We start from the raw sequence: 21,409 nt of genomic DNA on the forward strand, positions 1-21,409 counted from the left end.
TGAGTCACCCCGACTCCACGATCACTTGGGGAAACGCACATGCGCATACGTGCCACCGTGGCCGCCGTCACCGGCGCCCTGGCCCTTACCGCCCTTGCCGTGCCGGCCGCGCAGGCCGCCGGCAGCTCGGCACCCTCCCGTGCGGACTACCGTACGGACGCCACGAAGGCCTTCGCCGCCTCGCACTCCGCCGGCTCCGGCATCACCGCGTTCAGCACCGCCGCCGACACGACGGACGGCCCGGACGTCACCTTCTCGAACCTCAAGATCGCCAGTGCGATCAAGGTCGGCACGACCAACATGGTCGCCACCACGGTCACCTACACGATGACCCACGGCGCGGACGTCGACATCACCTCCGACGACTTCGCCACCGGCCCGTACATCTACAAGGGCACGTTCGACTCCCCGAGCAACGCGGCCCTGGGCGACGAAGCGGCGACCTGCACCGCGACCTCGTCGACCACCGCCAACTGCAAGGGCGACATCGACATCCGCCCGGCCGAGGGCGACCTGGTCAACGCCGACGCCGGCACCTGGTCGGCCGGCGCGCTGGCCATCACCTACAGCAACCAGGGCGAAACCGACCAGGGCAGCCTCGGCACCACCAAGGTGCAGCGCTACTCCAAGCTGACGGTCAACGCCGGTCCCGAGCCGGTCTACAAGGGCAAGACGGTGACCTCCACGGGCAAGCTGTCCCGCGCCAACTGGGAGGACAACGAGTACCACGGCTACACCGTCCAGCCCGTCAAGCTTCAGTTCCGCAAGGCCGGCACGAGCACGTACACCACCATCAAGACGGTGAACTCCGACTCGTACGGCAACGTGAAGGCCACCGCCACGGCCACCTACGACGGCTACTGGCGCTTCAGCTTCGCCGGCACCACGACGACCCCGGCCGTCTCGGCCGCCGGCGACTACGTCGACGTGAAGTAACCCCCTGCTGTAAATAACCCCCTGCTGTACGGCTAAGCCGGAAAGCGGCGGTCGACCCACTTCCACGCCAGTTCCAGGGTGACCGCCGCCACCGCCGAGATGCCGACCGCGATCCACGGCATCGTCATCCCCACCAGCTTCAGCGCGAAGAACTCCTGGAGCCACGGCACCACCAGCACCAGCAGGAACCCGGCGCCCATCGCCGCCACCAGCCCGATCCGCCACCAGGTGTAGGGGCGGGCGATGATCGCCAGCACCCACATGGAGATCAGGAAGAGCGTCAGCGTGGCGACGCTGGTCTCCGCGTCCAGGGCGCCGCTGCCCGTGTAGTGGTTGCGGGCGATGAGATACGTCGTGAACGTCGCCACCGCGGCGATGATCCCGCCGGGGACCGAGTACCGCATGACCCGCCGGACGAAGTGGGGCCGGGCGCGTTCCTTGTTGGGGGCGAGGGCCAGGAAGAAGGCCGGGACGCCGATGGTCAGCGTGGAGAGCAGGGTCAGGTGGCGGGGCAGGAAGGGGTATTCGACCTGCCAGCACACCACGAAGATGGCCAGCAGCACCGAGTAGACCGTCTTCACCAGGAAGAGGGTCGCGACCCGGGTGATGTTGCCGATGACCCGACGGCCCTCCGCGACCACCGAGGGCAGTGTCGCGAAGCTGTTGTTGAGCAGCACGATCTGCGCGACCGCCCGGGTGGCCTCCGAGCCCGAGCCCATGGCCACGCCGATGTCGGCGTCCTTCAGGGCCAGGACGTCGTTCACGCCGTCGCCGGTCATCGCGACCGTGTGCCCGCGCGACTGGAGCGCGCCCACCATGTCCCGCTTCTGCTGCGGGGTGACCCGGCCGAACACCGTGCCCTCGTCCAGGGCCTGCCCCATGCTGTCCCGGTCGGCGGGCAGCCGGCGTGCGTCGACCGTGGATCCCTCGAGTCCGAGCTTCGAGGCCACGGCGCCCACCGACACCGCGTTGTCCCCGGAGATGACCTTGGCGCGCACGTCCTGCTCGGCGAAGTAGCGCAGGGTGTCGCCCGCGTCCGGCCGCAGCCGCTGCTCCAGTACGACGAGGGCGGTGGGCTTGGCGTTCTGGCCGACCTCGGGGTCGCCGAGGTCGCCGGCGGCCCGGGCCAGCAGCAGTACCCGCAGCCCCTGCTCGTTCATCCGTTCGGTCTCGGCGAGGGCGGGGTCGTCGTCGGCGAGGAGGACGTCCGGGGCGCCGAGCAGCCACGTACTGGTGTCTCCGTTGCCCTCGCTGAAGGAGGCGCCGCTGTACTTGCGGGCCGAGGAGAAGGGGAGGGACTCGGTGCAGCGCCAGTCCCTGGCGTCCGGGTAGGCGTCGATGATGGCCTGGAGGGAGGCGTTGGGCCGCGGGTCGGACTCGCCGAGGGCGCCGAGGACGCCACGGACGTACGCCTCGTCGCTGCCGTTGAGCGCCCGCAGCTCGGTAACGTCCATGCCGCCCTCGGTGAGCGTGCCGGTCTTGTCGAGGCAGACCGTGTCGACGCGGGCGAGGCCCTCGATCGCGGGGAGCTCCTGCACCAGGCACTGTTTGCGGCCGAGCCGGATGACGCCGATCGCGAAGGCGACCGAGGTGAGGAGCACCAGCCCCTCGGGGACCATGGGCACGATGCCGCCGACCGTGCGGGCGATGGAGTCCTTGAGGTCGTTGTCCTTCACGAACAGCTGGCTGATGATCAGGCCGATCGCGGTCGGGACCATCATCCACGTCACGTACTTGAGGATCGTGGAGATGCCGGTGCGCAGCTCGGAGTGGACGAGCGTGAAGCGGGAGGCCTCCTCGGCCAGCTGCACGGCGTAGGCCTCGCGCCCGACCTTGGTCGCCTGGAAGGCGCCGCCGCCCGCGACGACGAAGCTCCCGGACATGACCTGGTCCCCCGGCCGCTTGACCACCGGATCGGCCTCGCCGGTGAGCAGCGACTCGTCGATCTCCAGCCCGTCGGCCTCGACGCACACCCCGTCGACGACGGCCTTGTCGCCGGGCCCGATCTCTATCAGGTCGTCCAGCACGATCTCGGAGGTGCTGACCTCGGCGGCGGCCCCGTCCCGCCGTACGGTGGGCCGCGCCTCCCCGATCACGGCCAGCGAGTCAAGGGTCTTCTTCGCCCGCCACTCCTGGATGATCCCGATGCCGGTGTTGGCGAGGATCACGAAGCCGAACAGGCTGTCCTGGATCGGCGCGACGGACAGCATGATCACCCAGAGCACGCCGATGATCGCGTTGAACCGGGTGAAGACGTTCGCCCGGACGATCTCGGCCGTGGACCGGCTGCTGCGCACCGGGACGTCGTTGACCTGCCCCCGCGCCACCCGCTCGGCGACCTCGGCCGCGGTGAGGCCGGTCACCGCGGCCGGGACCGTCGTCGGGTGCGCCGGGTCGAGTTCGGCGCCCGCGTCGATGTGCGTCATGCATCCGACGGTACGTGCCGATTTACGGCTTCACCCGCCGAGTGCGCGGAAGATCCGACCTGGGGATGAGACGGGACGAGGGTCAGTGATGCCGTGGTACTAGGGGGCGTTGGTCATTCGGCAGCACGGGCGGGGGCGTCCTCGTCGGCAGTCTGCGCCGCCTTCTTCAGCGCCGCGTCGCGCTTGCGGACGTACCAGATGCCGATGAAGCCGAGGCCGCCGCCGGCCAGGCAGGTCCACAGCCACCAGGTGTGCCCGTGGTCGTCGAACCAGCCGTAGAAGGGGAGCTGGACCAGGAAGAGGACGAACCAGAGGATGGTGCCACCCGTGACGGTGGCGACGACGGGGCCCTCCAGGGGCTCCGGCGCCTCGCGTGTCGGTGTCCACTTCGCCATGGGGCCAGCTTACGAGACGATCTCGTCTACGCGCGGAGATGGCCTCGGGAGGCCCCGCTCACGTGACCCCGTAGAACTTCTCCGTCTCCTCGACGGCGGTCTGGAACCGTTCGTCGAAGTCGTCCCGGACGAGGGTCCGGACCACATAGTCCTGGACGCTCATCCCCCTTTTGGCCGCATGGTGCCGGAGCCGCTCGAGCAGCTCCCCGTCTATCCGCAGGCTGAGCACGCTGGTCCCCATGACACGAGGGTCGCGGCATGCTCCGGATGGCGTTCACTTTCCGCCGTCGACTCACTCGTACGGGTGAGGATCGGGTGTCCCTGGCCGACCTCACGGGAATTCGCCGTTCCCCCAGCTTGTTTAGCCAGAGTAATGAGTTATCCTAAGGAGATGCCGGACCTTACCCATGGCGACGACGCTGCCGCCGTGAACTCCCTTCGCTCCGCCGTAATGCGGCTGTCCCGTCGACTCAAGCACCAGCGGGTCGACGAGTCGCTGAGCCCGACCGAGATGTCGGTGCTCGGCACCCTGTCCGTCTTCGGCAAGGCCACCCCGGGCGAACTCGCCCGCAAGGAGCATGTCCAGCCGCCCTCGATGACCCGCATCGTGGCGCTGCTCGAAGCCAAGGGACTGGTCCGGCTGGAGCCGCACCCCGAAGACCGGCGCCAGAAGGTCGTCACGAAGACCGAGCAGGCCGAAGCCATGCTCGAAGAGAGCCGCCGCAAGCGGAACGCCTTCCTGGCCACCTTGGTCGACGGCCTGGACGAGGACGAGTGGGCCAAACTGCGCGCCGCCGCCCCCGTGCTGGAGAAGCTCGCACACCTGTAGCAGCGTTCACGAGGAGGCGAGCCCTTTTGAGTTCGGGACCCGGAGCAGATTCCGCCCCCGCACCTGCCACCCCCGAGAACCCTTCCGAAACCCCACCCGACGCGCCTGCCGAAGGCGCCTGCAAGTCGTCGATGTTCAGCTCGCTGAAGGTCAGGAACTACCGCCTGTTCTTCATGGGCCAGGTCGTCTCCAACATCGGCACCTGGATGCAGCGCATCGCCCAGGACTGGCTGGTCCTCAGCCTCACCGGCTCCTCGACCGCCGTCGGCTTCACGACGGCCCTCCAGTTCCTGCCGATGCTCCTCTTCGGCCTCTACGGCGGTGTCCTGGTCGACCGCCTGCGCAAGCGCCCCACCCTGCTCGTCACACAGTCCTCGATGGCCGTCACCGCGATCGCCCTGGCCGTCCTGACCCTCTCCGGCCACGTCCAGGTCTGGCACGTCTACGTCGCCGCCTTCGCCATGGGCCTCGCGACCGTCGTCGACAACCCGGCCCGGCAGTCCTTCGTCTCCGAGCTGGTCGCCCCCGGTCAGCTACAGAACGCCGTCAGCCTCAACTCGGCGAACTTCCAGTCCGCCCGCCTGGTCGGCCCCGCCGTCGCCGGCCTGATGATCACCGGCGTGGGCACGGGCTGGGCGTTCCTCGTCAACGGCCTGTCCTTCGTCGCGCCCCTCACCGGCCTGCTGCTGATGCGCAGCCGCGACCTGTACGCCGTCGAGCGCGCCCCACGCGGCAAGGGGCAGCTGCGCGAAGGCGTGCGCTATGTCACCGGCCGCCCCGAACTGATCTGGCCGATCGTCCTCGTCGGCTTCATCGGCACGTTCGCCTTCAACTTCCCCGTCTACCTCTCGGCCTTCGCGCACGGCGTGTTCCACGCGGGTGCGGGCGCCTACAGCATGTTCAACACGCTGATGGCCGTCGGCTCCCTGTCCGGCGCACTGCTCGCCGCCCGGCGCGGCACCGCCAAGCTGCGAGTGCTGATCGCGGCCGCGGTGGTCTTCGGCGCGCTGGAGATACTGGCCGCCCTGACACCGTCGCTGTGGCTGTTCGCCCTGCTCATGATCCCGCTCGGCCTGTTCGGCATGACGGTCAACGTCACCACCAACACCAGCATCCAGATGACCACCGACCCGGCCATGCGAGGCCGCGTCATGGCGCTCTACATGATGATATTCCTCGGCGGCTCGCCCGTCGGCGCGCCCATCGTCGGCTGGATCACGGACACGTACGGCGCCCGGGTCGGCCTCGCCGCCGGCGGTGCCGTCGCGGCCGTCGCCGCGATCACGATCGGCCTGATCCTGGCCCGCCTCGGCGGCCTGCGGCTGTCGGTGGGCTGGAACGGCGGGCATCCGCGGGTGCGGTTCGTGCCGCGGGAGGGGGAGCGGGAGCCGGAGCCGGAGGAGCTGGCCGCGGCGGCCTGACCGCGTACTGGGGGACCGGACTGGGCCCGGAGGTCACACCCTCCGGGCCAGCACCTGTCCCGGCCAGTCGTTCTCCCCGACCGTGAAGGTCTCCGTAGGGATGAAGCCGTTGCTCTCGTAGTAGCGCACAAGCTTGCCGTCGTCGCCGGCGTAGCAGTCCACGCGAAGCAGGGAGACGCCCGCGCGCCGGGTCTCGTCGACCGCGTGTGCGAGGAGGGCGCTGCCCACGCCGTGCCCCTTGAAGCGGCGGTCGGACGCGAGCCAGTGGATGTACCGCTCGGGCTCGCCGGGCTGCGGGAGGTGGGACAGGTAGGCGCCGGCCGACTCTGTGAGGGTGAGAGTGGCGGCCGGTACGCCATCGACCTCGGCGATGAACACGTCGCCCTCATCCATGTACCGGGCAACCGACTCCACCGTCTTCGGGTTCTTTGACAGGGGCTTCGTCCCCCACTGCCCGGGGCGCCCCTGCGAGACCAGCCACTCCACACTGCTGTCGAGCATGCCGAGTATCGCGGGGATGTCGTCGGGCCCGCCTTCCCTGATCCTGATCGTCTCCATGGGCCACATGGTGCCAGGCTGGTGGGATGAGACTCTTCGCCGCCGTGCTGCCGCCCGAGGACGTGGTCAGTGAACTTGCCGCACTCGTAGCGGAGTTGAAGAAACTCCCCAGCGCGGACAGCCTGCGCTGGACCGGCCGCCCCGGCTGGCACTACACCCTCGCGTTCTACGGCGAGGTCGACGACGACCTCGTACCGGAACTGTCGGCCCGCCTGGAGCGGGCCGCCCACCGCACGCCCCGCTTCCCGCTGGCGGTACGCGGCGGCGGCCAGTTCGGCAGGGGCCGCGCGCTGTGGGCGGGTGCGGAGGGTGACATCACGACCCTGCGCCTGCTGGCCGACCGTGCGGAGGCGGCGGCGCGCAAGGTGGGCCTGCCGATGGGGGAGCACCGCCGCTACAAGGCCCACCTGACGGTGGCCCGCAGCCGGGAGGACGTCCACGTCCAGCCGTTCCTGAAGGCGATGGAGCCCTTCAGGAGCCGCACCTGGACGGTGGACGAGCTGGCCCTGGTGTGCAGCAACCTGCCGAAGTCAGGGGTACCGGGGGAACAGCCCCGCTACGAGACGGTCGCCCGCTGGGCGCTTGGCGGCGCCGGTTAGGCTCGAAGGCGTGGACCCGAAAACCCGGAACCGGATCATGGCCGGTGCGCTCGTGCTGATGTTCTTCGTGGTGGCGGTGGCGGCGGCGGTCGGCAGGTAACGCCCGACCGCCGCCGGTCACCGGCCGACCCGAGGTCTGTCCGCGCGACGGCTGACGGCTGTCCGGCCGGCGGCTACCAGGCGAAGGCCTCCGGAGACGGCCCCGGCCCGGGGAAGATCTCGTCCAGGCCGGTCAGCAGCTCCTCGCTCAGCTCCAGCTCGACCGCGCGCACGGCGGAGTCGAGCTGCTCGGCGGTGCGCGGGCCGACGATCGGTCCAGTCACGCCGGGGCGGGTGAGCAGCCAGGCCAGAGCGGCCTCGCCGGGTTCGAGGCCGTGCTTGTCGAGCAGATCCTCGTACGACTGGATCCGCGCGCGCCCGGCGGGGTCGGCGAGCGTGTCGGCGGCCCGGCCGGAGGCACGTCGCCCGCCCTCCACCTCCTTCTTGATCACGCCGCCGAGCAGGCCGCCATGGAGCGGCGACCAGGGGATGACCCCGAGCCCGTACTCCTGCGCGGCCGGGATGACCTCCATCTCGGCGCGCCGCTCGGCGAGGTTGTACAGGCACTGCTCGCTGACGAGCCCGATGGTGCCGCCGCGCCGGGCGGCGATCTCGTTGGCCTGGGCGATCTTGTAGCCGGGGAAGTTCGAGGAACCGGCGTACAGGATCTTGCCCTGCTGCACCAGGACGTCGATGGCCTGCCAGATCTCATCGAAGGGAGTGTCCCGGTCGACGTGATGGAACTGGTAGACGTCGATGTGGTCGGTCTGAAGCCGCTTCAGCGAGGCGTCCACCGCCCGCCGGATGTTGAGCGCGGAGAGCTTGTCGTGGTTGGGCCAGGCGGGGCCGTCGCCGGCCATGTTCCCGTACACCTTGGTGGCGAGCACGACCTTGTCGCGCCGCTCGCCGCCCTTGGCGAACCAGCTCCCGATGATGCTTTCGGTACGGCCCTTGTTGTCGCCCCAGCCGTACACGTTCGCCGTGTCGAAGAAGTTGATGCCCGCGTCCAGCGCCGCGTCCATGATGGCGTGGCTGTCCGCTTCGTCGGTCAGCGGACCGAAGTTCATGGTGCCGAGCACCAGCCTGCTGACCTTGAGACCTGTACGTCCGAGTTGCGTGTACTCCATGGTCCACAAGCCAACGGCTTGGAGTGCGCTCCAGGCAAGGGGGGATCGTCAGTCGCGGGGGAACTCGTCGGTTTTGAGGGTGAGGCCGAGGGGGGTGGTGGTCATGTCGACGTCCGTCCCGAAGGCGACGGACAGCTCACTGAGGTACTCGCCCTTCTTGGGCTGGGTGTAGAGGTGGCACTTGCCCTGGTAAGGGTCGGCGATGAGGTAGACGGGGACTTCGGCGGCGGCGTAGGCGAGCCTCTTGGTGCCGTAGTCGTTCTGGGAGGTGCCCTTCGAGATGACCTCGGCGACGAACTCGACGTCCTGGAAGCGCCAGAGCCCTCCAGGTGTCTTCGCGGCCCCCTCGGCCACGAGTGTCACATCGGAGGCGAAGCCGTTGAGGTGACCTGGATAGTCGACGCGGACGTCCGACTTCACGCGCTTGCGCGGATACTTGGTGCGCAGTTGCTCGAAGATATCGGCGATGATCTCCCAGTGAGTGTCGCGCTGCGGCGACATGAAGATGGCCCCCTCGACGATCTCGACCTTGTATCCCTCGGGGGTGGTCCGCTCAAGCGACTCGAACAACTCGTCCAGAGTCAGCTCGCCGTCTTCCTCGGCCATCTCGATCCTGTCTTCAAGGACGGTCATCATGGCGCTCCTCCCCGGCTGCCCCGCACGAGTGCAGCCGCGTAGTTCAACGATACGCACGGTGACCAGGACACGGAGAGGAAGACATATGCAAGACCCAGCTGCCCAGCACCTCGTGCCGCTGGTCCAACGTGTCCTCGGCGACAACGTCCTCGGCATCTACCTCCACGGCTCCGCCGTCCTGGGCGGCCTGCGCCCCCACAGCGACATCGACGTTCTGGTCGTCGTACATCGCCACACGACCTTCGGCGAACGCGGTGCGCTCGTTCGCGAGTTGCTCAAGGTGTCAGGGGGCGACGCACGGCCCGTCGAGCTCATCGTCGTCGTACAGGCCGACGTGCGCCCCTGGCGATACCCGCCCACCTGCGACTTCCTGTACGGAGAATGGCTGCGGGCCGACTTCGAGAGGGGCGTCACTCCCGGCCCCGAGCCCAGCCCCGATCTCGCGCCGCTCCTCACCATGGTGCTGCACGGTGACGCGGCCCTGTACGGCCCGCCGCCCCGCCACGTGCTCGACCCCGTCCCGCCCGACGACCTCGCCCGCGCGATCGTCGAAGGCGTGCCGCAGCTGATGCGCGAGCTGGACTCGGACACCCGCAACGTCCTGCTCACCCTCGCCCGCGTGTGGACGACCCTCGCCACCGGGACCATCCGGTCCAAGGACGCGGCCGCCGACTGGGCGATCGAGCGGCTGCCGGCGCGGCACCGGCCCGTGCTGGAACACGCTCGGGCCGTCTACCTGGGGGAGCGCGAGGAGCACGGGGACGACGACCCGCACTCCCGCGTCCGGCCCTGCGCCGAGCATCTGGTGGAGGTCATCCGAGCCCGGTCCGCGTAGGGCTCGCTCGCTGAGATCCCAGCCTGCTACGACCACATCCCCCGCGAAACAATCACCGGGATGGCACGCTTGACGCCATGCGTCGCTCCCTTGCTTTCCTTGCCGCGGGCTTCCTCGTCGGCGTGCTCGCCGTGCCGACCACCGCTTCCGCCGCGGACGGAGACGAGGGGTTCACCATCACGGACCCCCGGATCACCGAGTCCAGCGGCCTCGCCGCCTCGCGCCAGCACCCCGGCATCTACTGGACGCACAACGACAGCGACGACGGCCCGTACCTCTACGCAGTCGACGGCGCCACCGGCAAGACCGTCGCCAAGCTCACCCTCACCGGCGTCGGCACCCCGCGCGATGTCGAGGCCATCTCCATCGGGCCGGACAACCAGATCTACGTCGGCGACATCGGGGACAACTTCGGCGGCAGATGGCCCTACGTGTGGATATACCAGCTGCCCGAACCCAAGCAGCTCAAGGACCAGACGATCCGGGCCACGCAGTACGTCGTGAAGTACTCCGACGGGCCCCGCGACGCCGAGTCGCTCGTCGTGGACCGGAAGAGCGGGCGCGCCTACATCATCGACAAGAACGAGAAGGGCGGGCATCTGTACGAGGGGCCGGCCGAGCTCTCCGCCTCCGGGACCAACGTCTTCAAACCCATCGCCCCCGTCGCCGATCTGGAGGCCACCGACGCCGCCCTGTCCCCCGACGGTGAACAACTTGTCGTGCGCAGCTACTTCGGGGCGGTCGCCTACGACTGGAACGGCGGGAAGATCAAGCGGCTGGAGCGGGTCGGTGTCCCGTTCCTGGGGCAGGGCGAGTCCGTCACCTACACCGACGACGGTACGACGCTCATGTTCGGCGCCGAGGGGTCCGACAGTCCCGTGGAGCCGGAGGACGCACCCGGGAACACCGGTTCCAAGCCCCCTTCCGGCAGCGGAAGTTCCGCCGAGGCCGACGAGGGAAGCGGCGACTTCGACAGCAACCTCAAGGTCGGCGCCCTCGCCGTGGCCGCCGTATGCGTGGTCCTGTTCGGCCTCCGGCGGCTATCCCGCCGCTCCTGAACCCTCGGCTGCGGCCTGCTCGCCGGTCGCGGCCCGCCGCGTGACGAACACCTCCAGCCCGTCCAGGATCCGCTGCAAGCCGAACTCGAAGTGGTCGAAGTCCGGGCCGAAGGTGTCCTCGGAGAGCGAGGCCATGACCGGATAGCGCCCGGAGATCATGATCTTCTCCAGCGTGGGCCGCTGCGCCTCCCAGAACTGCGCGTCCGTGAGACCGGTCTTCCGCTCCGCCTCCTCCTGGTGGACCAGCGTGCGCGCGGCGCCGACGATGTACCCCTCGATCATGATGATCGCCGAGACCAGCTCGGGGTCGGAAAGGCCCATCGGCCGGATGCGGGAGAGCACCTTCTCCATGCCGTCCACGGCGCTCGGACCGAGGACCGGGCGGGACAGGTTGACCTGGAACAGCCAGGGGTGGCGCTGGTAGAGGCCGATTTTCGCGCGGGCCATGGCCTCCAGCGCGGAGCGCCAGCCGCCGTCGCCGAGTTCGGCCGGGTCGTCCGAGGGCCGCTGGACGCGGTCCAGCATCAGGTCGAGCAGTTCTGCCTTGCCGGGGACGTAGCGGTACAGCGACATGGCGCCGGTGCCGAGTTCGGTGGCGACCCGGCGCATGGAGACGGCGTCGAGCCCGTCCCGGTCCGCGATCCGGACGGCGGTCTCCACGATCCCCTCCAGGGTCAGGCCGGGTTTGGGGCCGCGGCTGGGGCGCCGACCGGTGTCCCACAGCAGTTCGAGGGTGCGGCCGATATCGCCGCTCCCGCTGGTCTCCGTACCGCTCGTACCGCCCGTGCCGCTTGTCATGGGTGCAGTTTAGGTCCGTTCCAGAAAAACCGAGTACGTCGTACGCGCAATCGGGTACGGTGTACCCAGTTAGCGAGATGGAAGGGGGACCCATGAGCAACGGATACGCGGTGCGAGCGGAGGCCCTGGAGAAGCGCTACGGCGAGAAACGCGCGCTCGACGGCTTCGACCTGGCCGTCCGCGAGGGCGCCGTGCACGGCCTCCTCGGGCCGAACGGCGCCGGCAAGACCACCGCCGTACGCATCCTGTCCACGCTGGTACGACTGGACGGCGGCCGTGCCACGGTGGCCGGCCTCGACGTGGAGCGGCAGTCGCGCGAGGTGCGCGCCCGGATCGGACTCACCGGGCAGTACGCGGCCGTGGACGAGGTGCTCACCGGCCGGCAGAACCTGGAGATGTTCGGCCGCCTGTTCCACCTGGGCGGCAAGCGGGCCAAGCGGCGGGCGGTCGAACTCCTCGACCAGTTCGACCTGACCGACGCCGCCGACAAGGGAGTAGGCCAGTACAGCGGCGGCATGCGACGCCGCCTCGACCTCGCCGCGTCGATGATCCTCGCCCCGGCCGTCCTCTTCCTGGACGAGCCGACGACCGGGCTCGACCCGCGCGGGCGGGGCGAAGTCTGGGAATCCGTAAGGAGTTTGGTGGCCGGAGGCACGACCGTGTTGCTGACCACCCAGTATCTGGAGGAAGCCGACAAGCTCGCCTCGCGCATCACGGTGATCGACCAGGGGCGGGCCATCGCCGACGACACCCCGGACGGGCTGAAGAACACGGTGGGCGGCGACCGGATCGAGGTCGTCGTCGCCGAGCGGGCCGACATCGCGCGGGCGGTGAAGGTCGTCGCCCGGGTCACGGACGCCGAACCCGTCTCGGACGAGAGCGAGTTGAGGGTGCACGCGCCGGTGACCGACCGGGTGGCGGCGCTCACCGAGGTGGCGCGCACCCTTCAGGACGAGGGTGTCCGGGTCGAGGACATAGGCCTGCGCAGACCGAGCCTCGACGACGTGTTCCTGCGCCTGACCGGACACCGCACCGAGTCGACGGAGAAGGCGACGGAGAACCAGAGGGAGACCGCCGTATGAGCACCGTCGACCTGACCGGCCCTACCGAGCACGGCCCTACCGAGCACGGCCCTACCGAGCACGGCCCTACCGAGCACGGCCGCGCGTACTGGCTGCTCGCCGACTGCTGGAACGTCGTCCGGCGCGGGCTCACCCACTACCAGCGACAGCCCATCAACATCGCCTGGCAGCTCGGGTTCCCGATCCTGTCCGTGTTGCTGTACGGGTACGTCTTCGGCAGTGCCATGAAGGTGCCCGGCGGCGGGGACTACAAGGACTTCCTCATGCCCGGCATGTTCGTGATGACGATGGCCTTCGGGTTCATCAACACCGCGACGCTCGTCGTGTACGACTCCACGAAGGGCGTCATCGACCGGTTCCGCTCCATGCCGATGGCGCCGTCCGCCGTCGTCGCCGGGCGCGGACTCACCGATCTCATCGTGGCCTGCGCCGAGTTGACGATCCTGATGCTCACCGCGTTCGCCATGGGCTGGCGGCCCGACGGCGGCTTCGGCTTCCTGGCCGCCTTCGGGCTGCTGCTGTGGCTGCGGTTCGCGCTGATCTGGCTCGGGGTGTGGCTCGGCCTGTTCGTGCCCAACCCGGAGGCGGCGGGCGGCCTGTTCGCGGTCGCCTTCCCGCTGACCATGATCTCCAGCATCTTCGTCGCGCCGCAGCTGATGCCGGACTGGCTGGGTGCCGTCGCGGCCTGGAACCCGATCTCGTCGACGGCTGCGGCGACCCGCGAGCTGTTCGGCAGCCCGGTGGGCAGCGGCGACTCGTGGGTGGAGCGGCATGCGCTGTTGATGGCCGGGGTGTGGCCCGTGGTGTTGACGGTGATCTTCGTACCGCTGGCGGTACGGAGGTTCCAGAAACTGAGCCGGTGACGTTCGGAACCTGAGGTGTGTCCGTTGCCTTGACGTGTTCATGGGTGATGGCTTCCATGGGGGGTGCGTGGTGCGGTGGGAGCGCTCCCATCGGTTCCGGGCCCGCGCCTCCCCGAGAGGAAGCAGCGAGATGTTCCGCAGCTTGCGAAGAGCGCTGTGCGCGATGGCCGCCGCGCTCCTGTTACCGCTGGGGGCCGGTGCGCAGACGGCCCAGGCGGCGGAGCCGGGCGCCGGCTACTGGCACACCAGCGGCCGTCAGATCCTGGACGCGGCCGGGCAGCCGGTCCGTGTCGCCGGGATCAACTGGTTCGGCTTCGAGACGGGCAACCACGTCGTCCACGGCCTGTGGTCCCGCGACTACAAGAGCATGATCGACCAGATGAAGTCGCTGGGCTACAACACCCTCCGCATGCCCTTCAGCGACGACATCCTCAAACCCGGCACCATGCCGGACAGCATCAACTTCGCCGACGGCAAGAACGCCGACCTGCAAGGGCTGACGTCCTTGCAGGTCCTCGACAAGATCGTGGCGTACGCCGGTCAGGACGGCCTCAAGGTCATCCTCGACCGGCACCGCCCGGACGCGGCCGGCCAGTCGGCGCTCTGGTACACGGCGGCGGTGCCGGAGTCGACATGGATCGCGAACCTGAAGGCGCTGGCGACGCGTTACGCCGGCAACCCCACGGTGATCGGCATAGACCTGCACAACGAGCCCCACGACCCCGCCTGCTGGGGCTGCGGCGACACGGCGAGAGACTGGCGCCTGGCGGCCCAGCGGGCCGGGAACGCGGTGCTCTCTGTCAACCCAGACCTGCTGATCTTCGTGGAGGGCGTGCAGACGTACAACGGCGTCTCGGGCTGGTGGGGCGGCAACCTGATGGGCGTCGCCGACCACCCCGTGCGCTTGGATGTCCCCAACCGGGTCGTGTACTCCGCCCACGACTACGCCACGAGCGTGGCCCAGCAGAGCTGGTTCAGCGATCCCTCGTTCCCCGACAACATGCCCGGGATCTGGGACAAGTACTGGGGCTACATCTTCAAGCAGAACATCGCGCCGGTGTGGGTCGGCGAGTTCGGTACGACGCTCCAGTCGACGGTGGACCAGAAGTGGCTGGCCGCACTGGTGGCGTACCTGCGGCCGACGTCGACGTACGGTGCCGATTCCTTCCACTGGACCTTCTGGTCCTGGAACCCGAACTCCGGTGACACGGGCGGCATTCTGAAGGACGACTGGTCGACTGTGGACACGGTGAAGGACGGGTACCTGGCGAGCATCAAGGCACCCGGGTTTCCGGCCGGCGGGGGCGGTCCCGGACCTGGCGGTCCAGGGGGCAGCACGGCCGCCTGCACCGCCGCGTACACCGTCAGCAGCGACTGGGGCGGCGGCTTCAACGCCGAGGTGAAGGTGACCAATTCGGGCACGACGGCACTCAAGTCCTGGAAGGTGAGCTGGACCTGGCCCGGATCACAGAAGGTCACCAGCATGTGGAACGCGTCGTACACGCAGTCCGGGTCGACGGTCACCGCGTCGAACGCCAGCCACAACGGGTCGGTCGCGGCGGGCGGTTCGGCGAGCTTCGGGTTCGGGGGTGCGCCTGGGGGCGGGGGTGTGCCGAGTGTGAGCTGTACGGCGACCTGACGGCCGCGTGAGGACGGGGCGCTCGGTGCTCTCGCCGGGCGCCCCATGTATGCGGGTTCGGCTCAGGCGCGCGCCGCACCTAGTGGCGCCGGACAGGCCCTGGCGGACTGAGCCGGCGTCACCACGTCAAGGTCAGTGAACCTCCGACCGGCAGCGTGTGCCAGCGGTCGGCGTAGTCGTCGAACCGGGAAACGATCCGGTCGACCACCGGGGGGATCTCCCTCGCCGTCACATACGCCGGCAGCTCCTGCGCATGGCCGTGCCGCACCTCCCACACGGGTACGGCGATGCCCGCCAGCTCCTCCGACCTGGCCATGTCGGCCCCCGCCTCGGGGGACGACGGCACTCGTTTCGACTTGCGGCGCCGGGCGGCCTTGGCACGCTCCGTGGGATCGGCGGGCCAGAACAGTCCGTTGTCACCGGCGGCCAGCCGCCCGTAGACCCCGAGGTTGATGCCCGCTTCCACCTCGACGAGGAAGTGCACCAGGTCGTGCGGGAGATAAGGATGCCCGCCGGGCCCGTTGCGCGGGGCGAGCGCGGCACCGGTCTCGCGGTGCACGGCGATGTCGTAACTCGTCCCCGGGCCCTTGGTGAAAACGACGCGCATGCCCGGGACGGTAGGCGGCGTGCCCGGCGCCCGCACCTGGTTTTCCAGCCTGCGGTGGGCACGTCATCCGGGGTGCTCCCAAGGTGATTGAGACCATCCTGTTCGACCATTGAGGGTGGCCAGGGCGAGGAGTAGACGCGTCGGCCGGCGCTCAGCGCGATTTCAGTGCACGCTGCGCGGCGCTGATCACGTTGTGGGCGTCGGCGCCGTACGCCGCGGACTCCCGGAGCGTCCTCCAGACCTTCCCGTACAAGGCGACATTGTCGGCGTCGTCCAGCCAGAGTTCCGCGTGCCAGTCCTCCGCGACGACCAGGCGGTCATCGAGGACCCAGAAGCCGTTGGCGGGCACGATCTTCACGGGGGAAGTGAAGGGGATGATGCCCAACTCGAACGTGTCCATCCCGATCATGCCGGTCAGCCGGTCGAGTTGCGCGGCGAGTACCGAGGGCGGGCAGATCAGCGAATGTAGGGCGGCCTCCCACATCAGCACGTGGAGCTTGCGGCCGGGCTTGGACAACCACTCCTGGCGCTGCACCCGGGCGCGCACGGCGTCCTCGATGTCGCGGGCCGGACCCAGCAGTTCCGAATAGCGCCGGATGACGTGGCGTGCGTACTCCGGTGTCTGCATCAGACCGGCGACCACTGCCTCTTCCCGTACCCATATCTCCGAGGAGCGCTCGATCTCCCTGCTGAGACTTTCGTGGAGGGGCTTGAAACCGTTTGCCAGGGCACGGCGCCATGACCTGATCTGAGACTCGAATCCGGTGAGGCGGGCGGCGAGTTCGGGGTACGTGCGGTGTTCATCAGCTCATCCTCGACACACCCGTGTGGTGGGCCCTCTGCGACGCCTACAACGAGGGCCGATACAAACACCACGCCCCGTTCATCGAGCGTCGCCGCGACGGCCTGTGCCTGTGCACTGCGGACTTCCTGAAGTCCATCGGGTTCGACATCGACGAGGAGCTGTGGGCCCTCGACGGCACCGACTGCTCGCCGTGCGACAACAAGGTCCCCGACAGCCACTGACCGCCCAACCCTGGCGCCTGCCCTCGATCCTTCGGAGGGCAGACGTCAGCCCCCTGCAACGAGGAACCGCCTTGCCCGCACAACATGACATCGCCGCCGAGACCGAACTGTGGGACACCTTCGCCGCCTCCGCCTTCAAGGACGACGCCGAGCCGATGTTCTGCTGGACGCAGTACGCCGGGCACGGCCCCGGCCCAGAACTGCTCGGTAACCCGGCCTCCGTGCTGGAGATCGGCTGCGGCACCGGCCGTGCCCTCGCCCAGCGCGGCATCACCGCGCACGGGGTCGACCTCTCCCCGGTCATGGTGAAGAAGACCAGCGAGCGGTGGGCCGACACCGGCGCGGTCTTCGCTTGCGCGGAGGTTCTGGAGTGGCTGGCAGCCTCCGGCGAGACGTACGACGCCGTCTGCTCGGTCTTCGGTGCCGCCTGGTTCTCCGACCCGGGCCGCCTCTTCCCGCTCGTGCGGGCGCGGCTCAACCCGGGCGGTGTGTTCGTGTTCTCCCAGCCGCCCGCCATCCCCGGCGCGTACGGCCCGCAGGGTGAACAACAGTTCCCATTTCTTTCAGTGGATATCCAATATTCTCAGTGAATAACCTGACGTTGTGAAGCTTTCCGAGTGGGCAGCACGCAACGGCGTGCACTACCAGACCGCATGGACTTGGGCGAAAGAGGGCCGTGTGCCGGTCCCGGTCGTCCAGACGCCGTCCGGTACGTGGCTGGTGACCCAGTCCGCCCCGCAGGCCGCCGGGCGGGTCGTGGCGTACTGCCGTGTCTCGTCCGGTGTCCAGAAAGCGGACCTGGAACGGCAGGTTGCCCGTACCGTGCGGGGTGCAACGGACCGGGGGCTTGCGGTTGCTGACGTGGTGACGGAGGTCGGCTCCGGCTTGAACGGGCGCCGCCGCAAGCTGCACCGGCTGCTCGCCGATCCGGGGGTGGGGACGATCGTGGTCGAGCACCGAGACCGCCTCGCCCGGTTCGGCGTCGAGCACCTGGAAGCCGCTCTCTCTGCCACGGGACGGCGTCTGGTTGTCCTCGGCCCGGCAGAGACCGCCGATGACCTCGTACGGGACATCACCGAGGTCCTGACCTCGATGTGCGCCCGTCTGTACGGCCGTCGATCCGCGCAGAATCGCGCCGCCCGGGCCGTTGCCGTCGCCACTGGCCCGGAGGCGGCCGGATGAAGAAGTTCAAGCCGCGGCCGGGCTTCACCGTCCTCGCGCACAAGGTCGCGCTGGACCCGAACGCCACGACCAGCCGCCGCCTGCACTCGCACGCGGGTGCCGCGCGGGCCGCGTACAACTGGGCGATCGCGTACATCACCGCCGTGTGGTGGCAGCGGAAGGCCGAGCAGTCGTACGGCATCCCCGAGGAACAGCTCACCGAGTGGCGGTCGTGGTCGTTGCCCTCGCTGCGGAAGGCGTTCAACGAGGACAAGCGCACCAACGCGCGTTTCGCCGGCTGGTGGGAGGAGAACTCCAAGGAGGCGTACAACACCGGACTGGCAGGCGCGTCGGCGGCGTTCGACAACTACGCGAAGTCCAAGAGCGGCAAGCGCAAGGGCCCAAGGATGGGCATTCCCCGCTTCAGGCCGAAACGGAAAGCGCGCCTGACCTGCCGGTTCACCACCGGCACGATCCGCATCGAACCTGACGGCAGGCACATCACCCTGCCCAGGATCGGCACCGTCCGCCTCCACGAGAACCGAGCTGACCTGCGAGCCCTCATCGACGCGGGGAACATGCGGATCCTGTCCGCGACCGCATGCCTTAACCGGGGCCGCTGGTTCGTGTCCCTCCAGGTCGAGCAGAAGCACCAGCTGGTGAAAGTGGCCCGCCCGGATGCGGCGGTCGGTATCGACCTCGGCATCAAGACCCTCGCGGTCCTCGCGGACAGCGACGGTGTCCTTGGCGAGGAACCCAGCCCACGCCACCTCGACCGCGCCCAGAAACAGCTGCGCGGCGCCAGCCGGGTCGTCTCCCGCCGCCGCGGCCCCGACCGGTGCACCGGTCAGCAGCCCTCCCGCCGCTGGGAGAAGGCCAACCAGGCGCGGAACAAGATCCATCACCGGGTCGCGAACCTCCGCGAGGACACCCTCCACAAGATCACGACGCGCCTCGCCTCCGAGTACGGCACGGTCGTCGTCGAAGACCTCAACGTCGCCGGAATGGGCCGCAACCAGCGCCTGTCCCGCCGGATCGCGGATGCCGCGTTCGGCGAGATCCGACGCCAGCTCACCTACAAAACACGTCGGCACGGCACACGCCTCGTCGTCGCCGACCGCTGGTTCCCCTCCTCGAAGACCTGCTCGCGCTGCGGTGTGGTGAAAGCCAAACTGCCCCTCAGCGTGCGTGTCTTTGAGTGCGACAACTGCGGCCTCGTCCTTGACCGGGACGCGAACGCGGGACATAACCTGGTGGCCCTCGCGGCCCGCACGACAGGTACCGGAGTGGCCGGAGACCTGGACCCCGTCGTAAAGGCGGAGTCGAAGCCCCGTGGAGCCGACCGCAAGACCCGCACCACCCGCCCGCGCCGCAAGGCCCAGGCGGGGCGGGCAGGTGGCACAATCCCCAGCCGCTGGGCCGGGAAGGAAACGGGAGACCGTCAACAGGCCACCAGGCGCAACTCGCGCTCTGGTGACACCGTTACGGACCATTCCGGCAGAAAGGCCGGGATTGCTGAGATCACTTGATGATCAAAGCAACGGCATGTACAAGGGCGGCTTCGCGGGCAAGGCCATGTACACCTACCGCTACAGCTACCGCCCCGCCGTCTGGGAACGCCTGCTGATCCGGGCCGGCTTCGCCTCGGCCGAAGCGCGCGTGCTCGATGCTCCGATGCCCGGTCACATCGGCACGCTGATCGTCCGCGCGGACGTTGCGGGTGCCGGCTGACTGAGCGCAGCGCGTCGAGGACGGCGTCCATGGGCTCAGTCCGCGAGACCGGCCTGTGCGGTGACCGGCCCCGGGCCCGGCCGTAATCCGCTTGACCTCGCCACGCGGCAACGCTGCACTGTGGCGGGGCACCCCGAGTCGTGGTGCCGGTAGCCCGGGGAGGCAGCGGCAGTGATGGAGATCCGTCCCACGACCGAGCAGGACTTCGACGTCTTCGTCGACACAGTCCATGCCGCGTTCGGGCGCTTCCCGGAAACCCCGACCGAGGGCGGCGGTGGGCTTTGGTGGTCGGCGCTCGAAACGGACCGCTGCCTGCTCGCCAGGACGGCGGACGGGCGGTCCGTCGGCACCGCCGCCGCGCACTCCTTCGAGCTCACCCTGCCCGGTGAGATCCTCGTCCCGGCCAGCGGGGTGACCGCCGTCGGTGTCCTGCCCTCGCACCGGCGCCAGGGCGTGCTCAGCGCGATGATGCGGCATCAGCTCGCCGAGCTGCGGGCCCGCGGGGAGTTCCTCTCCGTGCTGCTGGCCTCCGAGGCCGTGATCTACCGCAGGTTCGGCTACGGACCGGCGACCTACACGCGGCGGCTGACCGTGCCGCGCCACCGGGCCGCCCTCGCCCTCCCCCGGGCGCGAGCAGCGGGCGCCGCCCCGGCGACCGTCTCGGATACTGGCTCGGATACTGGCTCTGACACCGGCTCGGTCGAGGTGCTGCGGCGTGCCGAGTGCGGCGAGATCCTGGAAGAGGTCTACGACCGCTACCGCCGCGCACAGCCCGGCGCGCTGTCCCGGCCGCACCGCTGGTGGGCCTTGCGCGCGGGGCAGCCTCCGATCTCGCCGGCGCCGCGCTACGTCGCCGTCCACCGTGACACCGACGGCGTCCCGGACGGGTACGCCAGCTATTCGTTGGGCGAGTCCAACACCTTGACGGTCGATGAGACCATCGCCACCGACGACGCCGTCTTCACGGCCCTGGCCCGGTTCGTGCTCGGACACGACCTGGTCAGTGAGGTCGTGTTCAAGCACTTCCCGCCCGAGCACCCGCTGCGCTGGCAGTTCGCGGACTTCCGCGCCGGCCAGGTGGGCGACGACATGGACTGGCTCTGGGTGCGGCTGCTGGACATCCCGAGTGCGCTGACCGCGCGCGGCTGGTTCATGGACGGCGAGCTCGTCCTCGACGTCGACGATCCGTTCCTCGGCGAGCACGGCCGCTACCTGCTGACCGTCCGGGACGGCAAGGCCGACTGCGTCCCGACGGACCGGGAGCCCGACCTGTCCCTGGACGTGAGCGACCTGGGCTCGGTCTACCTCGGCGGCACCGCCCCGAGCACGCTCGTGCGTGCCGGACACATCCGGGCCCACCACCCGGGCGCGGCCACCCTCGCTGACGCCCTCTTCCGCGCCGAGCGCCCTCCGCACTGCCTGCACTGGTTCTGACCGGGCGCTTTGCCGAAGAATTCGCCTTCACCTGTGACACAGCTCACCAGGAAAGGGTGACAGTACGTTGTCGCGGACGGCTGCGACTGTCGGCAGCGTGACGATCACAGACGAGGACTGCCTCGCCGAGACCCTGAAGTTCAACGAGCGTTTCGCCGCCGCCGCCGCCGCCGCCGCCGCCGCCGCCGCCGCCGCCGCCGCCGCCGCCG

Annotated in this window: 20 protein-coding genes and 4 pseudogenes; 15 read left to right on the forward strand and 9 right to left on the reverse strand. The window is 69.4% G+C overall.

All coding sequences use genetic code 11. From position 1 onward, the window contains the following. Window positions 1-39: 39 nt before the first annotated feature. Window positions 40-936, forward strand: coding sequence for a hypothetical protein (locus AB0I77_RS35965; RefSeq protein WP_363286983.1), 897 nt, complete (start codon window positions 40-42; stop codon window positions 934-936). Between the two features lie 32 nt (window positions 937-968). Here the strand turns inward: AB0I77_RS35965 and AB0I77_RS35970 are convergent, their stop codons facing one another. The 3 genes from AB0I77_RS35970 to AB0I77_RS35980 all read right to left on the reverse strand — a co-directional run bounded on the left by AB0I77_RS35970 (window position 969) and on the right by AB0I77_RS35980 (window position 3,998). After that, the gene (locus AB0I77_RS35970; protein ID WP_363286984.1) at window positions 969-3,362 is read right to left on the reverse strand and encodes a cation-translocating P-type ATPase; all 2,394 of its coding nucleotides are present in this window, start codon (window positions 3,360-3,362) and stop codon (window positions 969-971) included. A 113-nt stretch (window positions 3,363-3,475) separates the two neighbouring features. Beyond that, window positions 3,476-3,757: a DUF2530 domain-containing protein gene (locus tag AB0I77_RS35975; RefSeq protein ID WP_363286985.1), complete on the reverse strand. Its 282-nt coding sequence runs from the start codon at window positions 3,755-3,757 to the stop codon at window positions 3,476-3,478. A gap of 58 nt (window positions 3,758-3,815) precedes the next feature. After that, window positions 3,816-3,998, reverse strand: coding sequence for a ribbon-helix-helix protein, CopG family (locus AB0I77_RS35980; RefSeq protein WP_189949620.1), 183 nt, complete (start codon window positions 3,996-3,998; stop codon window positions 3,816-3,818). A 150-nt stretch (window positions 3,999-4,148) separates the two neighbouring features. Between AB0I77_RS35980 and AB0I77_RS35985 the strand changes: the two genes are divergently transcribed. After that, the gene (locus tag AB0I77_RS35985) at window positions 4,149-4,586 is read left to right on the forward strand and encodes a MarR family transcriptional regulator (protein ID WP_363286986.1); all 438 of its coding nucleotides are present in this window, start codon (window positions 4,149-4,151) and stop codon (window positions 4,584-4,586) included. Window positions 4,587-4,612: 26 nt separating this feature from the next. Next, window positions 4,613-6,007: an MFS transporter gene (locus AB0I77_RS35990; protein ID WP_363286987.1), complete on the forward strand. Its 1,395-nt coding sequence runs from the start codon at window positions 4,613-4,615 to the stop codon at window positions 6,005-6,007. A gap of 33 nt (window positions 6,008-6,040) precedes the next feature. Here the strand turns inward: AB0I77_RS35990 and AB0I77_RS35995 are convergent, their stop codons facing one another. Further along, window positions 6,041-6,565 (reverse strand): GNAT family N-acetyltransferase, encoded by a 525-nt coding sequence (locus AB0I77_RS35995; protein ID WP_363286988.1) that lies wholly within the window; start codon window positions 6,563-6,565, stop codon window positions 6,041-6,043. Between the two features lie 26 nt (window positions 6,566-6,591). Here AB0I77_RS35995 and thpR point away from each other — a divergent pair, with 26 nt between their 5' ends. After that, entirely contained in the window at window positions 6,592-7,164 is a 573-nt protein-coding gene (gene thpR, locus AB0I77_RS36000) for an RNA 2',3'-cyclic phosphodiesterase (RefSeq protein WP_363286989.1), read from the forward strand. Window positions 7,165-7,337: 173 nt separating this feature from the next. Here thpR and AB0I77_RS36005 read toward each other — a convergent pair whose 3' ends face one another. Together AB0I77_RS36005 and AB0I77_RS36010 are read right to left on the reverse strand one after the other, a co-directional pair. Further along, window positions 7,338-8,330 (reverse strand): aldo/keto reductase, encoded by a 993-nt coding sequence (locus tag AB0I77_RS36005; protein WP_363286990.1) that lies wholly within the window; start codon window positions 8,328-8,330, stop codon window positions 7,338-7,340. A 48-nt stretch (window positions 8,331-8,378) separates the two neighbouring features. Further along, a complete protein-coding gene (locus AB0I77_RS36010; RefSeq protein WP_363286991.1) occupies window positions 8,379-8,963 on the reverse strand; it encodes a Uma2 family endonuclease in 585 nt (194 codons plus the stop codon). A gap of 88 nt (window positions 8,964-9,051) precedes the next feature. Between AB0I77_RS36010 and AB0I77_RS36015 the strand changes: the two genes are divergently transcribed. Further along, on the forward strand, window positions 9,052-9,801 hold the full coding sequence (locus AB0I77_RS36015; RefSeq protein ID WP_363286992.1) for an aminoglycoside adenylyltransferase family protein: 750 nt from the start codon (window positions 9,052-9,054) through the stop codon (window positions 9,799-9,801). 77 nt (window positions 9,802-9,878) lie between these two features. Then, window positions 9,879-10,859, forward strand: coding sequence for a WD40 repeat domain-containing protein (locus tag AB0I77_RS36020; protein ID WP_363286993.1), 981 nt, complete (start codon window positions 9,879-9,881; stop codon window positions 10,857-10,859). On the opposite strand, the gene AB0I77_RS36025 is transcribed toward AB0I77_RS36020, so the two are convergent. Continuing rightward, window positions 10,842-11,657, reverse strand: coding sequence for a TetR/AcrR family transcriptional regulator (locus AB0I77_RS36025; protein WP_363286994.1), 816 nt, complete (start codon window positions 11,655-11,657; stop codon window positions 10,842-10,844). The genes AB0I77_RS36020 and AB0I77_RS36025 overlap by 18 nt on opposite strands. A gap of 92 nt (window positions 11,658-11,749) precedes the next feature. Between AB0I77_RS36025 and AB0I77_RS36030 the strand changes: the two genes are divergently transcribed. From AB0I77_RS36030 to AB0I77_RS36040, 3 genes are all read left to right on the forward strand, one after another. Beyond that, complete coding sequence (locus tag AB0I77_RS36030) at window positions 11,750-12,739, forward strand: ATP-binding cassette domain-containing protein (protein WP_363286995.1); 990 nt, start codon at window positions 11,750-11,752, stop codon at window positions 12,737-12,739. After that, window positions 12,736-13,602 (forward strand): ABC transporter permease, encoded by an 867-nt coding sequence (locus AB0I77_RS36035; protein ID WP_363286996.1) that lies wholly within the window; start codon window positions 12,736-12,738, stop codon window positions 13,600-13,602. The genes AB0I77_RS36030 and AB0I77_RS36035 overlap by 4 nt, the downstream gene beginning before the upstream one ends. A 130-nt stretch (window positions 13,603-13,732) precedes the next feature. Further along, complete coding sequence (locus AB0I77_RS36040; RefSeq protein WP_363286997.1) at window positions 13,733-15,241, forward strand: cellulase family glycosylhydrolase; 1,509 nt, start codon at window positions 13,733-13,735, stop codon at window positions 15,239-15,241. 118 nt (window positions 15,242-15,359) lie between these two features. Here AB0I77_RS36040 and AB0I77_RS36045 read toward each other — a convergent pair whose 3' ends face one another. Together AB0I77_RS36045 and AB0I77_RS36050 are read right to left on the reverse strand one after the other, a co-directional pair. Beyond that, window positions 15,360-15,848, reverse strand: coding sequence for a hypothetical protein (locus AB0I77_RS36045; RefSeq protein WP_363286998.1), 489 nt, complete (start codon window positions 15,846-15,848; stop codon window positions 15,360-15,362). A 151-nt stretch (window positions 15,849-15,999) separates the two neighbouring features. Next, window positions 16,000-16,638: pseudogene (locus AB0I77_RS36050) on the reverse strand (DUF5753 domain-containing protein); the annotation flags it as partial. A gap of 5 nt (window positions 16,639-16,643) precedes the next feature. On the opposite strand from AB0I77_RS36050, the pseudogene AB0I77_RS36055 reads away from it, so the two are divergent. The 6 genes and pseudogenes from AB0I77_RS36055 to AB0I77_RS36080 all read left to right on the forward strand — a co-directional run. Further along, window positions 16,644-16,874 (forward strand): annotated as a pseudogene (locus AB0I77_RS36055) (hypothetical protein); the annotation flags it as partial. A 71-nt stretch (window positions 16,875-16,945) separates the two neighbouring features. Beyond that, window positions 16,946-17,416 (forward strand): annotated as a pseudogene (locus tag AB0I77_RS36060) (class I SAM-dependent methyltransferase); the annotation flags it as partial. A 61-nt stretch (window positions 17,417-17,477) separates the two neighbouring features. Beyond that, the gene (locus AB0I77_RS36065) at window positions 17,478-18,056 is read left to right on the forward strand and encodes an IS607 family transposase (protein WP_363286999.1); all 579 of its coding nucleotides are present in this window, start codon (window positions 17,478-17,480) and stop codon (window positions 18,054-18,056) included. Beyond that, window positions 18,053-19,564: an IS607 family element RNA-guided endonuclease TnpB gene (gene tnpB, locus AB0I77_RS36070; RefSeq protein WP_363287000.1), complete on the forward strand. Its 1,512-nt coding sequence runs from the start codon at window positions 18,053-18,055 to the stop codon at window positions 19,562-19,564. The genes AB0I77_RS36065 and tnpB overlap by 4 nt, the downstream gene beginning before the upstream one ends. Window positions 19,565-19,577: 13 nt before the next feature. Further along, window positions 19,578-19,766, forward strand: a pseudogene (locus tag AB0I77_RS36075) (SAM-dependent methyltransferase); the annotation flags it as partial. A 174-nt stretch (window positions 19,767-19,940) separates the two neighbouring features. Continuing rightward, window positions 19,941-21,200 (forward strand): GNAT family N-acetyltransferase, encoded by a 1,260-nt coding sequence (locus tag AB0I77_RS36080; RefSeq protein WP_363287001.1) that lies wholly within the window; start codon window positions 19,941-19,943, stop codon window positions 21,198-21,200. The last annotated feature ends 209 nt before the right edge of the window (window positions 21,201-21,409 follow it).

This window comes from Streptomyces sp. NPDC050619, from assembly GCF_040654815.1.
In the GTDB taxonomy this organism is placed as follows: domain Bacteria; phylum Actinomycetota; class Actinomycetes; order Streptomycetales; family Streptomycetaceae; genus Streptomyces.

Excerpts from the sequence above, each read along its gene's own strand:
- AB0I77_RS35965 (WP_363286983.1), top strand. The coding sequence starts at position 40 with ATGCGCATACGTGCCACCGTGGCCGCCGTCACCGGCGCCCTGGCCCTT.
- AB0I77_RS36020 (WP_363286993.1), top strand. The coding sequence starts at position 9,879 with ATGCGTCGCTCCCTTGCTTTCCTTGCCGCGGGCTTCCTCGTCGGCGTG.
- AB0I77_RS36040 (WP_363286997.1), top strand. The coding sequence starts at position 13,733 with ATGTTCCGCAGCTTGCGAAGAGCGCTGTGCGCGATGGCCGCCGCGCTC.
- AB0I77_RS36035 (WP_363286996.1), top strand. The coding sequence starts at position 12,736 with ATGAGCACCGTCGACCTGACCGGCCCTACCGAGCACGGCCCTACCGAG.
- AB0I77_RS36080 (WP_363287001.1), top strand. The coding sequence starts at position 19,941 with ATGGAGATCCGTCCCACGACCGAGCAGGACTTCGACGTCTTCGTCGAC.
- AB0I77_RS36010 (WP_363286991.1), bottom strand. The coding sequence starts at position 8,963 with ATGACCGTCCTTGAAGACAGGATCGAGATGGCCGAGGAAGACGGCGAG.
- AB0I77_RS36030 (WP_363286995.1), top strand. The coding sequence starts at position 11,750 with ATGAGCAACGGATACGCGGTGCGAGCGGAGGCCCTGGAGAAGCGCTAC.
- AB0I77_RS35985 (WP_363286986.1), top strand. The coding sequence starts at position 4,149 with ATGCCGGACCTTACCCATGGCGACGACGCTGCCGCCGTGAACTCCCTT.
- AB0I77_RS36045 (WP_363286998.1), bottom strand. The coding sequence starts at position 15,848 with ATGCGCGTCGTTTTCACCAAGGGCCCGGGGACGAGTTACGACATCGCC.
- AB0I77_RS36025 (WP_363286994.1), bottom strand. The coding sequence starts at position 11,657 with ATGACAAGCGGCACGGGCGGTACGAGCGGTACGGAGACCAGCGGGAGC.
- thpR (WP_363286989.1), top strand. The coding sequence starts at position 6,592 with ATGAGACTCTTCGCCGCCGTGCTGCCGCCCGAGGACGTGGTCAGTGAA.
- AB0I77_RS36005 (WP_363286990.1), bottom strand. The coding sequence starts at position 8,330 with ATGGAGTACACGCAACTCGGACGTACAGGTCTCAAGGTCAGCAGGCTG.
- tnpB (WP_363287000.1), top strand. The coding sequence starts at position 18,053 with ATGAAGAAGTTCAAGCCGCGGCCGGGCTTCACCGTCCTCGCGCACAAG.
- AB0I77_RS36015 (WP_363286992.1), top strand. The coding sequence starts at position 9,052 with ATGCAAGACCCAGCTGCCCAGCACCTCGTGCCGCTGGTCCAACGTGTC.
- AB0I77_RS35980 (WP_189949620.1), bottom strand. The coding sequence starts at position 3,998 with ATGGGGACCAGCGTGCTCAGCCTGCGGATAGACGGGGAGCTGCTCGAG.
- AB0I77_RS35995 (WP_363286988.1), bottom strand. The coding sequence starts at position 6,565 with ATGGAGACGATCAGGATCAGGGAAGGCGGGCCCGACGACATCCCCGCG.
- AB0I77_RS35970 (WP_363286984.1), bottom strand. The coding sequence starts at position 3,362 with ATGACGCACATCGACGCGGGCGCCGAACTCGACCCGGCGCACCCGACG.
- AB0I77_RS35975 (WP_363286985.1), bottom strand. The coding sequence starts at position 3,757 with ATGGCGAAGTGGACACCGACACGCGAGGCGCCGGAGCCCCTGGAGGGC.